The 12,074-nt window shown below is 44.0% G+C and carries 8 protein-coding genes; 6 read left to right on the top strand and 2 right to left on the bottom strand.

Features of this window, described 5'->3' with window-relative positions; translation table 11 throughout:
* Positions 1 to 2 precede the first annotated feature (2 nt).
* Positions 3 to 1,637, top strand: coding sequence for an alpha,alpha-trehalase TreF (gene treF / locus LVD17_RS21105; protein ID WP_233761011.1), 1,635 nt, complete (start codon positions 3 to 5; stop codon positions 1,635 to 1,637).
* Positions 1,638 to 1,754: 117 nt separating this feature from the next.
* On the opposite strand, the gene LVD17_RS21110 is transcribed toward treF, so the two are convergent.
* Positions 1,755 to 3,188 (bottom strand): hypothetical protein, encoded by a 1,434-nt coding sequence (locus tag LVD17_RS21110; protein ID WP_233761013.1) that lies wholly within the window; start codon positions 3,186 to 3,188, stop codon positions 1,755 to 1,757.
* A gap of 269 nt (positions 3,189 to 3,457) precedes the next feature.
* Positions 3,458 to 4,390: an aldose 1-epimerase gene (locus LVD17_RS21115; RefSeq protein WP_233761015.1), complete on the bottom strand. Its 933-nt coding sequence runs from the start codon at positions 4,388 to 4,390 to the stop codon at positions 3,458 to 3,460.
* Between the two features lie 369 nt (positions 4,391 to 4,759).
* Between LVD17_RS21115 and LVD17_RS21120 the strand changes: the two genes are divergently transcribed.
* The 5 genes from LVD17_RS21120 to LVD17_RS21140 all read left to right on the top strand — a co-directional run bounded on the left by LVD17_RS21120 (position 4,760) and on the right by LVD17_RS21140 (position 12,044).
* Positions 4,760 to 6,343, top strand: coding sequence for a sodium:solute symporter (locus LVD17_RS21120; protein ID WP_233761017.1), 1,584 nt, complete (start codon positions 4,760 to 4,762; stop codon positions 6,341 to 6,343).
* Positions 6,344 to 6,438: 95 nt separating this feature from the next.
* Entirely contained in the window at positions 6,439 to 7,248 is an 810-nt protein-coding gene (locus LVD17_RS21125; RefSeq protein WP_233761019.1) for an MIP/aquaporin family protein, read from the top strand.
* A gap of 8 nt (positions 7,249 to 7,256) precedes the next feature.
* The gene (gene glpK, locus LVD17_RS21130; protein WP_233761021.1) at positions 7,257 to 8,747 is read left to right on the top strand and encodes a glycerol kinase GlpK; all 1,491 of its coding nucleotides are present in this window, start codon (positions 7,257 to 7,259) and stop codon (positions 8,745 to 8,747) included.
* Positions 8,748 to 8,749: 2 nt separating this feature from the next.
* Positions 8,750 to 10,381 (top strand): glycerol-3-phosphate dehydrogenase/oxidase, encoded by a 1,632-nt coding sequence (locus LVD17_RS21135; protein WP_233761023.1) that lies wholly within the window; start codon positions 8,750 to 8,752, stop codon positions 10,379 to 10,381.
* Positions 10,382 to 10,391: 10 nt separating this feature from the next.
* A complete protein-coding gene (locus LVD17_RS21140) occupies positions 10,392 to 12,044 on the top strand; it encodes a glycoside hydrolase family 13 protein (protein WP_233761025.1) in 1,653 nt (550 codons plus the stop codon).
* The last annotated feature ends 30 nt before the right edge of the window (positions 12,045 to 12,074 follow it).

A 12,074-nucleotide genomic window follows, 5' to 3' on the forward strand; every position in this document is an offset into this window, starting at 1 on the left:
ATATGAAGCGAATCCCCTACTTGTATAAGGCAATAATTGTCTCGTTGGCTGTTTTGTCGGCATGTAACCAGGCTGCGGAACAGAAGAGCGAGCAGTTTGATTTTTATCAGTCCCCATTTTTTAAAGAAGTGCAGCTTTCCGGCATTTTTCCGGATTCCAAAACCTTTGTAGACTGTATTCCGAAGCAGCCTCTTGGTGAGATCAATAATTTGTACGAGGCAAAGAAAGGGGAAGAAGGGTTCGTGCTGAGAGACTTTGTCTTGCAACATTTCGAACTACCGGTAACCCCCGTAACCGGTTTTAAGTCAGATACCTCCAAAACCGTTGTGGAGCATTGCACTGACCTCTGGCCTGTACTTACCCGTCAGCCCGATGAGTACGATCCGTTATCATCTTTGATACCGCTGCCGGAGTCTTACATTGTGCCGGGCGGACGATTCAGAGAGATATACTACTGGGATAGTTACTTTACCATGGAAGGACTGGTGGAGTCTGGCCAGGCAGAGATGGCAGTAAATATGGTTGATAATTTCTCCTTTCTTATCGACTCCATCGGCTTTATTCCCAATGGAAACAGAAACTACTATGTAGGAAGGTCTCAGCCTCCTTTTTACTCGCTGATGGTTGATCTTGTAGCATCCGGACAGCGTGAGCAGTTTATAGGTTATCTGCCTCAGTTACTTGCAGAGTACAACTTCTGGATGAACGGAGCAGACACCCTAAAGAGCAATTACCCTGCACATCAGAGAGTAGTTTTAATGCCCGATGGCAGTTTGCTAAACAGGTACTGGGATAACTATGCCTTGCCGAGACCGGAGTCATTCAAACCGGACTACGAACTTGTTCATGAAAACAATCTCTCTGCTGAAACCACCTATCGCCACCTGAGAGCCGGGGCAGAGTCAGGATGGGACTACAGCAGCCGGTGGTTTGAAGACCACAAATCACTTAAAAGCATTCATACAACAGACATCATTCCAGTCGACCTTAATGCCTTACTCTATCACCTCGAATTGAAGATTGCTCAGGGATATAACTGGAAAGGGGATTTGCAGAATGCTGACCTCTTCCTCAATAAAGCTGAAAAAAGAAAGCTGGCCATCAACAAATACCTATGGGATGAAGCCGACCAGTTTTATGTGGATTATGACTTCGTGAAAGGCCGGAAAACGGGAGTATTGTCACTTGCCGGTGCCTATCCTCTTTTCTTTAGACTGGCCACAAAAGCCCAGGCCAAGCCTGTGGCAGAACGACTACTGTCTGACTTTCTGAAACCCGGAGGATTTGTAACTACACTCAATGAAACAGGGCAACAATGGGATGCACCCAATGGCTGGGCACCTCTGCAGTGGATTACAATCAACGGACTGTATTACTATGGCTATGGCGATGAAGGTAATGATGCAGCAGAAAGGTGGCTGAACAGAAACAAGGAAGTTTACAAAGCCACAGGCAAGATGATGGAAAAGTACAACGTGCTGGACACCATGCTACTGGCAGGAGGAGGGGAGTACCCTTTGCAGGACGGCTTCGGCTGGACCAACGGGGTGGCGATTGCCTTGCAGAAAATTTTGTCAGACAGAGACACTGTCAGTGCTATGAAAGCCATGGCGCCCCAAAAGGCCAGCATGCAATAATTTTATCGTTGAAAGCAATTAAAAGCTGTATCAAAATCTTAGCGATCATCTGAAATTACCAATCAGCTGACTGTTGAAATTTTGATACAGCTTTTGCGAAATGATTAATGACGTACTTTACAAAGCAGGTAAAATATTCCACCCATATAGATCTCTTAATTCCGCTAATTTGGCGAGGGAAGAACCTGAAGGCGGGCCTATAGGGGCTCCTGTCTCATTATACCATATAAGACTGTATATGAAATACCCGTTCATTTCATCATTTAAAACAGCATTCTGATAAACCTTGTCGACTATATCATCAATATCAGTTGTATTCAACAAGTTAGGTCCACTTACCATGATGTTATTGATAAAGTTTATGTCAGGCAATATAAGCTCCTCTAATTGCGGAATTCCGGCCATATTTACATGTTTCAGTTTTTCGCAATGGCTAAGATCAACCGAGGACGGGCCTCTGGTAAGTCCGAGACTTAGATCCGAGAGTGATGTTAATCCGCTAAAATCTATTTCATCGACCATACCACCATTGTAATATGAGTAAAACTGCTCTATCAAATGTATATCACCGGTAATGGTTATCAGGAAATTGCCCTCAGAAGAATAACTATGCTGTATTTCTGACTGGGTTACATCGTTACTCAATGCGTGAGTGGTTGACGTGCCGTCCCCAAAATCTATGTTAAGGTGGCCGGAATCACCATTTAATGATATACTGAATATATTGCTAAAGGAAAAATCAATATATGCTAACATGGTAAAAGACTTTTGGAGTTTTACCTCCAGCAACATATCATCACCGAGAGAGTCAATAAGCTGACTATAATCGAAGTCTTTCACATAAGAAGCATAACCTGTTTTATTTATTTCAATAGTATAGTCAGCGTCTTCCTCACCCGGAAAAGAAATGAGGCTTATCTTTTGAGAGCTGAGTGAAAACCCTTTGATTCTGTCGCCATTATGATAGATGTAACCATAGGCATTAGTAGGTAAGGCCGGATCATCTGCCGCGAAAGCTGCTACGCGGAGGGGGTTGACAACCTGCCCAGTGAAAGATGCATAGCCAAAATCCCGGGGAGAGTAAGGTGCAGCCTTTATTACCTGGAGGTCATGATGAAACACATCATCTTTTCCAATGTAAAACTGATGAGGAAGGGGTTTGGAAACTGCCTTTTCAAGAGCTGAACCAGCTTTAGGTACTGCATAGACTACTTTATTTGATGCACTGACCAAAAGGAAATCTGTAATTATATGAGTTCCTTTTGGTAGTGCCACAGCTTTTGCTATATAGCTGTCTCCCATTTTATACAGCTCAATTTTTTCCATGTCCAGATGGGGTTCACCACCTGCTAGCGGTATTACATTGATTACCAGATGCGTGGGTTCTTCAACATCATCGTGGGTTCTCCCATTGATATCTGAAGCACTTAAAGTACCCGAGAACTGAACATTGACCAAACCTGCCGGTTGAGCGTGTTCTTCATCATCACATGATGACAATATGCCGCATAACAGAGCAGTCATTAAAATAAGAATTCTGGAGGTTTTCATAATTGGAGTGGTTAGGTGAATTATAAATTTAATATGTTTAATTATAAATTTACAAAATATTTGTATAGTATATATATTTAAGTTAATATAAACTTACACTTGAAAGATTTGAAAACCACTATAAATAATTATCAATTGAAATTGGGTAGGCGGGTGAAAATAAGCAGACAATCTGCAGAAGCGGCAGCCAGATAGCGTCCAGTAATCAGTGAACTGTTATAGAGTAACCAAGTGAACTTTCAACCAGTAATCAGAAACCAGAAAACCAATTAACAAACCGAAGTCCCGAAAGACGTAGTATAACTACCGCCAGATTCAAGGCTTATCATGCCCATTTTATTGTTCAGGGCATCAACATTACATGTCATAGGTTCAATGGCGATGCAATTTCTACCAGGAGTGTACAATTGCAGATAAGGAATAGTGTCTACATCGCGCCACATGGTCAGGCAGGCCAGCCCGTTTTGCAGGTGGGCTATATTGCGGTCTTTGCATTTTAGCACAAAGCAATCGTCAAGTTGAATTTCATCAACCTCCTTAAAAGTAGAGAGGGCAGAGTAGCTTTTTACATTGCCTGATGGAAGCGCCCTTTCATTGAGCTCTACCTGGTCTACTTCACTAACCTTAAGCTTTACGCCGGTCCACTCAGGGAATGTAAAGTAAGGATGCCAGCCTAGCCCAAAAGGCATATTGGAGGAGGAAGTATTCTTCACGTTTATGCTTACTTCAAAATCAGATCTGCTGTTGATTTTATAGGTTACAGTAAACCTGAAAGTAAAAGGATAATATTTTAATGGAGTTGTTTGGTTGAGAATCAGCCTGATTTCCGCATGTTCTACAGTAGTATTGATGTATTCTACCTCAAAAGGCAGATCAGCAATAAAGCCGTGTATGGCATTATGCCTTATCCTTTCGTTAAGAGGGAAGCTGTAGGTCACACCGTTTTCCGAAAATGTACCGTCCTTAAGGCGGTTAGGGAAAGGGAACAGGAAAGCGCTTTTGTAATAAGTATCATTAAAAATATCTTCTTCAGAAGAAAACCCATCAATCACCTCAATGCCGGAGACGGAATCAGAAGATACTTTCAGGCTGTTCAGGCGGGCTCCGAATTCAGGTATGACCTCTAACCCTATATTCTTCTCCTGATGAAACAATTTAATAACTTCAAATTTGCCAAAACGGTATTGCGATAATTCAAACATTCACTTGATTTAAATAGGCCTCCCTCATACAGGATCCACCCGGATTTTATTGTATTTATTTAATTATTGGTTATACTTTTTATTTCGAATGTAGGTGCTGTCCTAAGCTCGAAAAACGAAATATAAAAGTATTTTTTCTAAATAGACTCAGGCAAAAACTCATATTTTTTCCGCAAACGATTGCGTTTTTATGATGCTAAAATTGTAGGTCCAATATTTATGAAAACCTGCTTATTATTCTTATTATTAACATTCGGGTCGGGCTTTGAGGCTGGATAATGTTTTTGTACATAACCTTTATTTTAATGCATTTCATCTCATTGTTTAACCTGAAGCCTGCCACCATTTTTCAACTTACCCTTACATGTTATGGAAATGAACTTTTACGATAAACTACAGCCCGTAGACATAGGCATTGTTGTCTTTTACCTGCTGTTTGTTGTCCTGCTTGGGCTCTACTTCGGGTCAAAGCATAAAGATGCCGAAGACTACTTTCTCGCTGGCAGAAATCTCACCTGGCCGCTGATTGGCTTTTCTCTTTTTGCATCAAACATGAGCAGTAACTCGCTGGTGGGTCTCACCGGTTCCGGTTACGTGACCGGTTTTTCCGTTTTTAGCTACGAATGGATGGCCGTATTTGTACTGATCATATTTGCTGTTTTTTTTCTTCCGTTCTACCTTAAAAATAAAATTTATACTGTACCCGAATACCTCAACAACCGTTTTGATTACTTTACCCGTGCTTATGCGTCAGCCATAGCCATTATACTTAATGTAATAGTGGATGTAGCAGCCACATTATACGCCGGAGGTATACTCATTCAGCTTATATTTCCACAGTTTGAGCTCTGGGTGATCATATCTGTTTTGGCAGTAATTGCCGGTTTGTACACTATCTCAGGAGGTTTAAGCGCCGTGGTTTACACCGATGCCATTCAGGCCGTGATCCTGATTTTTGGCAGTATGCTTATTACCTATTATGCATGGGATGCCTCAGGTGGTTTTGCAGAAGTGATGAAGGTTACCGACCCTGATCATTTTGATATTGTCAGGTCAACTTCAGACCCTGAGCTACCCTGGCCGGGATTGTTTACAGGAGTATTTCTGTTAGGCTTCTATTTTTGGGGCACCAACCAATACATTACCCAAAGGGCCCTGGCTTCCAGAACCACACTGCATGGTCAGTGGGGATCTATGTTTGCCGGTCTTTTGAAGATTTCCATTTTGTTTATCATGATATTTCCCGGAGCATTTGCCAGAGTCATCTACCCGGAAATTGATAAAGTAGATACCTTATACCCAACCATGCTGTTCGACCTGTTACCTACCGGAATATTAGGACTCGTGCTCGCGGGCTTTATCGCAGCTTTAATGTCCAGCATAGATTCAGGACTTAACTCGGTATCCACATTGGTAACTATGGACTTTATTACCAAAATATGGCCTGAAAAAACTACGGAACAACTTATGAAAATGGGGCGCTGGGTAACTTTTATAGTTATGGTGATTGCTACAGCCTGGGCACCACAAATTATCCATTTTGAGAAATTGTGGGATTACCTGCAGCAGGCATTGTCATGGTTCTGCCCACCGATCATTGCCCTTTTCATAATGGGACTGTTCTGGAAAGGTGCCAATACCACCGGTGCCCGCTGGACTATAATGGTAGGCTCAGTAATTACGCTCTTTTCCATTATATTCAACGATGCCGCATGGAAACCACACTTCCTTTACATGACCGGTTTGCACTTCTTTTTGAGTTGTATAGCTATGGTAGTGGGGTCAATGTTTGGGAAGCGCCAGTCTGATGAGGTGCTGAAAAATACTGTCTGGTCAATAGGCGAGTACAGGGCGGAAACGCTGGAGCTGAGCAAGCTGGCGTGGTACAAGAATTACAGGATACACGCTTTGATCCTGGTTATTATAGTAGGTATAATTTTGATCGTCTATTAGAGGCTCAGAGCAATGGCATCAGATATGAAAGTCGTTATGCAGATTAATTTAGGTGACCCGGGTATTTTTCATTTCCTTTTGGTAAATTGATCGCTATGTCTGTATATCTGGGAGAATTTATCGGAACCATGTTGCTAATCATCTTTGGTGGAGGTGTAGTAGCAGGTGTTGTTTTAAAAGGTACAATTTCGGAAGGAGCCGGATGGCTGGTAATAGTCGTAGCCTGGGGGCTGGCCGTTGCCTTTGCCATCTATGCTGTAGGAAATATCAGTGCCGCTCATATCAATCCGGCAGTCACCGTCGGGCTGGCGTTCATAGGAGAGTTTCCCTGGAGCAAGGTGCCCGGCTATGTCCTGTCTCAAATCCTTGGCGCATTTACGGGAGGGGTTATTGTCTGGCTTCATTACCTGCCGCACTGGAACAAAACGGAGGATAAGGCAGCCAAGCTGGCCGTGTTTTGTACAGCCCCGGCCATTCGCTCCTACGCAGCCAACTTTGTAAGTGAAATGATCGCAACCATGATCCTGGTGATGGGGATACTGTTCGTAGGAGCCAATAAATTCACGGAAGGGCTGAACCCATTAGTCATAGGTGGCCTGGTAATGGTGATTGGGCTTGGACTTGGCGGCACTACCGGTTTTGCCATCAACCCGGCAAGGGATCTGGGGCCGCGATTAGCCCATTTTTTCCTGCCCATTAGAGGCAAAGGAACCTCCGATTGGGCCTACGCCTGGGTGCCGGTCATTGCTCCTGTTTTAGGAGGCATATTGGGTGCCGTACTATACAGGATATTGTTTGATCAGCAAATGGAACCGGCATATTTTGTAATAATAGGCCTGGCCGTTTTGTCGGCAGTTTATGCCATAGTACAGGATCAGAAGAAAAAAGTTAAAATGCAAAAATAAAATAGTTTATGGCGGACAAATACATCATAGCCCTGGATCAGGGTACTACCAGTTCGAGGGCCGTGCTTTTTAATGATAAAGGAGAATTGTTGGCCATTGAGCAGCAAGAGTTTAAACAGTACTTTCCAAAGCCGGGGTGGGTCGAGCACGATGCCCGGGAAATATGGGAGACCCAGCTTGAAGTATTAACTGCACTGATCACCAATCAAAAGGTCAAGCCAAATCAAATTGCAGCATTAGGCATTACCAACCAGCGTGAAACCGCCATAGTCTGGGAGAAAGCCACCGGTAAGCCGATCCATAAAGCCATTGTATGGCAGGATAAGCGTACCAGCTCCATATGCAACGAACTAAAGCAAAAAGGCCTGGAAAATATGGTCAGAGAAAAGACCGGTTTGGTAATTGACTCCTATTTTTCCGCCACCAAGATCCAGTGGATACTGGACAATGTACCCGGAGCACGGGATAAAGCAGATGCCGGGGAACTGCTGTTCGGCACTGTAGACACCTGGCTTGTATGGAACCTTACCAAAGGCAAACAACACGTAACGGATTATACAAACGCCTCCCGCACAATGCTTTACGATATCAACCTGCTAAAGTGGGATACAGAGCTGACAGATTTACTCAGGGTAAACAAATCTTTGCTTCCGGAGGTTAAACCCTCAGCAGCACATTTTGGCGTATGGGAATTTGGCGGAGAGGAGATACCCATAACAGGTATTGCGGGAGATCAGCAGGCAGCCCTGTTTGGTCAGGCCTGCTGTGAGGTAGGTATGGCAAAGAATACATACGGCACCGGCTGTTTTATGCTCATGAATACCGGAGACAAGTTGCAACTGTCGGAAAACGGGTTGATTACCACCATAGCTTATGGTGTTGACGGAAAAGTTCACTACGCACTGGAGGGTAGTGTGTTTGTGGCCGGAGCAGCAGTGCAATGGCTACGTGACGGTCTGAAGTTGATTAAAGATACCATGGAAACCGAAGCCATGGCAGAAGAAGTCAAAGAAACAGAAGATGTGTTTGTAGTACCGGCCTTCGTAGGTCTGGGGGCACCTTATTGGGACATGTACGCGCGCGGGGCCATTTTCGGCCTTACCCGTGATACCGATACACGGCACCTGGTAAAAGCAACACTGGATTCACTTGCCTATCAGACGCGTGATATACTGGAAGCCATGCAAAAAGACTCTAAAGTTGACCTCAAATCCTTGAAAGTTGATGGCGGCGCAGTTGCCAATAATTATCTGATGCAATTTCAGGCAGATATACTAGGCGTGGAAGTGGTGAGGCCAGAAGTAATCGAATCTACGGCTCAGGGTGCGGCTTACCTGGCAGGTATTGGTATTGGGATGTGGAAACAGGAAGATCTGGCAAAGCTCCAGAAAATAGACCGGGTTTTTAAGCCCATGCTTGATAACAAGACCCGTGAAAGATTATACAAAAAATGGCAGGAGGCCGTTAAACGTACGATGAACTGGATTGAAGAAGAGTAGTTATGATCACCTTGTCAGCGCTGGATCGCTCTATCTTATTAAATGACCTGCAATCCTCCCGGTTTGACCTGCTGGTTATCGGAGGAGGAATAACCGGTGTGGGGATAGCTCTGGATGCTGCTTCAAGAGGCATTAGAGTGGCTTTGGTAGAAAAGGAAGACTTTGCATCCGGTACCAGTAGCCGCTCCACAAAGCTGATCCACGGAGGTTTAAGATACCTCAAGCAATTTGAAATAGCCCTTGTGAGAGAAGTAGGCAGGGAACGGGCCACACTTCACCGGCTGGCCCCACATCTGGTAACAGCCGAAAAAATGCTCCTACCCCTGATCAAAGGAGGCAATTTTGGCAAACTGCTTACCTCATTTGGCCTCATGGTCTACGATGTGCTGGCCGATGTACAAAGTGCAGACCAAAGGAAAATGCTGGACAGGGAAGAGGCTTTGTCGAAGGAGCCCTTACTGGATAAGAAAAACCTGGAGGGAGCTGGCATTTATGCAGAATATCGCACTGACGATGCCCGGCTCACGATAGAAGTGATGAAAGCCGCAGCCCATTTTGGTGCCACATGCCTCAACTATGTAGAAGCCCTTGAGTTAACTTACCACAACAACCGGGTGACAGGTGTAAAAGCCAGTGATAAACTCAATGGCAATAGCTTTGAAATCAGTGCCGACCTCGTGGTAAGTGCCACCGGCCCCTGGGTCGACGAGATAAGAAAGAAGGATCACTCTCTGGAAGGAAAACGACTCCATCTTACTAAAGGAGTACATATTGTGGTCGATCATGAAAAGCTGCCCGTAAAGCAAGCCGTATATTTTGATGTGCCGGATGGCCGTATGATCTTCGCCATACCCAGAGGAAAAATTACCTATATCGGAACCACTGATACCGATTATTTTGGCAACAAAGAGCATGTATTGACTAACAGGGAAGATGTAGAGTATCTCATTGATGCTGTAAATCATGCTTTTCCTGACTCGGATATTAACATTAGGGATGTCAGATCCAGTTGGGCCGGATTGCGTCCGTTAATCCACGAAGAGGGGAAATCAGCTTCTGAATTGTCGCGCAAAGACGAAATTTTTGTTTCGGATACCGGCCTGATCTCTATTGCAGGAGGGAAGCTCACCGGCTACAGGAAAATGGCAGAAAGGGTCACCGATCTGGCCATTAAAAAACTCAAAGATAAAGGCCTCTCGAAAGAACTTGGATCATGTCGCACCAATGAGATCCCTTTGGGAGGAGGAAAGTTTATGGATGCCCTGTCCATTAAACGCTACACCCAATCGCTGGAGGACGAAATAGACCAGGCAGAGGCAAATTACCTTGTCGGAAATTATGGTACCCAAACCGAGGAGATATTAAAAAAACGAAGAGATAAAACCCCGTATGCATTGTTGGAGGCAGAGTGTCAATATTGCATAGAAAATGAGCTCGTCAATACGCTATGTGATTTTTTCATACGAAGGACTGGCAAACTTTACTTTGACATTGAAAGTGTTAAGGCTAATTACAAGCTCCTGTCCAAATACATGCAGAACCAATTTAGCTGGAGTGGGGAGAGGCTTGTTACAGAAATTAAGAACATAGAGCAGGCGATTCATGAAGCCTCACATTTTGATCCCATTAAATAACTGAAGTAATATGCAAAGAACCTGGTGGAAGGAAAGTGTAGTATACCAGATCTACCCACGGAGTTTCAACGATTCCAATAACGATGGAGTCGGTGACATTCCCGGAATAATAAATAAGCTGGATTATATCAAATCACTCGGCGTGGATATTATATGGGTATGTCCGGTCTACAAGTCTCCAAATGATGACAATGGATATGATATCAGTGATTATCGTGATATTATGGATGAATTCGGCACTATGAGCGATTTTGAGAGTCTGCTCAAAGGTGTCCACCAACGGAACATGAAACTGGTGATGGATATTGTGCCTAACCATAGCTCTGACGAGCACTTCTGGTTCCGGGAATCGAGGAAGTCAAAAGATAACCCTTACCGTGACTATTACTATTGGAAGCCTGCCAAAAACGGGCAGCCGCCCACCAACTGGCCTTCATTCTTTGGTGGCAGCGTTTGGGAATATGATCCTGCCACGGAAGAATACTACCTGCACCTTTTCTCAAAGAAACAACCTGACCTCAACTGGGAAAACCCTAAAGTACGGCAGGAAATGCATGACATTATGAAATTCTGGTTCGATAAGGGCATTGATGGATTCAGAATGGATGTTGTATCGCTATTGTCCAAAAGGACTGATTTTCCTGATTCGGACATCAAAGATTTCAATACTATTATTAACCGCTACTATGCCAACGGCCCGCGGGTACACGAGTTTCTAAAAGAAATGCATCGGGAAGTTCTTTCCAAATATGATATCATGACTGTGGGTGAAGGCCCTGGTATTGATCTTGATCATGGCATCAACTATGTGGAGGAATCGGGAGAAGAGCTGAATATGATCTTCCACTTTGGCCACATGTTTATGGATAACGGCCCCGGCGGGAAATATGACCCTGTGGAATGGGATCTCGTAGATTTTAAGAATGTATTCACTGCCTGGGACGAAAAGCTCAAAGGCAAAGGATGGGGAAGCATATTTCTGGGCAATCACGATTTCCCGAGGATAGTATCTCGTTTTGGAAACGATAAAGCCTATTGGAAGCAGTCAGCCAAGCTATTGGCTACCCTCTTACTCTCTATGCGCGGCACTACCTACATCTATCAGGGAGACGAGATCGGTATGACCAATGTGGCCCACCTCTCCATCGACGACTATCGCGATATCGAAACCCTGAACAGTTGGAAAGAAGCCGAAGCGGCAGGTAAGCCCATGGATGATTTTATGAAGCTGGTTCATCTGCAAAGCAGAGACAATGCAAGAACCCCAATGCAATGGGATGCCACAGAACATGGTGGATTTTCAGCCGTTGAACCCTGGTTAAAAGCAAACCCTAACCGTAAAGATATCAATGTGGAGGCTCAGCAAAATGATGATGATTCCATCCTGAATTACTACCGTAAAATGATAGCCTTTAGAAAGGAACATCCAACATTAATTTATGGTGATTACAAATGTTTGCTCAAGGATAATCCGAACATATACGCCTATGAAAGATTTGATAGTGATGGACATTTTCTTGTAGTTTTAAACTTTTCAGATAACGAGCGATCATTCACTGAAAAAGTTGGAAAGAGTCTGGAATTACAAATGAACAACTATCAGAGTGTAAATGAAACCCCTGTGATGAGACCGTGGGAAGCCAAACTGTTCAAAGTGAATTAAGCTTAATATTAAAAATTACAAGTAACTCCT

The sequence above is a fragment of the Fulvivirga ulvae genome (assembly GCF_021389975.1).
Taxonomy (GTDB): domain Bacteria; phylum Bacteroidota; class Bacteroidia; order Cytophagales; family Cyclobacteriaceae; genus Fulvivirga; species Fulvivirga ulvae.

What these genes read in the sequence shown, in the direction of transcription:
- LVD17_RS21120 (WP_233761017.1), top strand. Translation starts at nt 4,760, where the DNA reads ATGGAAATGAACTTTTACGATAAACTACAGCCCGTAGACATAGGCATT.
- LVD17_RS21140 (WP_233761025.1), top strand. Translation starts at nt 10,392, where the DNA reads ATGCAAAGAACCTGGTGGAAGGAAAGTGTAGTATACCAGATCTACCCA.
- LVD17_RS21115 (WP_233761015.1), bottom strand. Translation starts at nt 4,390, where the DNA reads ATGTTTGAATTATCGCAATACCGTTTTGGCAAATTTGAAGTTATTAAA.
- glpK (WP_233761021.1), top strand. Translation starts at nt 7,257, where the DNA reads ATGGCGGACAAATACATCATAGCCCTGGATCAGGGTACTACCAGTTCG.
- LVD17_RS21125 (WP_233761019.1), top strand. Translation starts at nt 6,439, where the DNA reads ATGTCTGTATATCTGGGAGAATTTATCGGAACCATGTTGCTAATCATC.
- LVD17_RS21110 (WP_233761013.1), bottom strand. Translation starts at nt 3,188, where the DNA reads ATGAAAACCTCCAGAATTCTTATTTTAATGACTGCTCTGTTATGCGGC.
- LVD17_RS21135 (WP_233761023.1), top strand. Translation starts at nt 8,750, where the DNA reads ATGATCACCTTGTCAGCGCTGGATCGCTCTATCTTATTAAATGACCTG.
- treF (WP_233761011.1), top strand. Translation starts at nt 3, where the DNA reads ATGAAGCGAATCCCCTACTTGTATAAGGCAATAATTGTCTCGTTGGCT.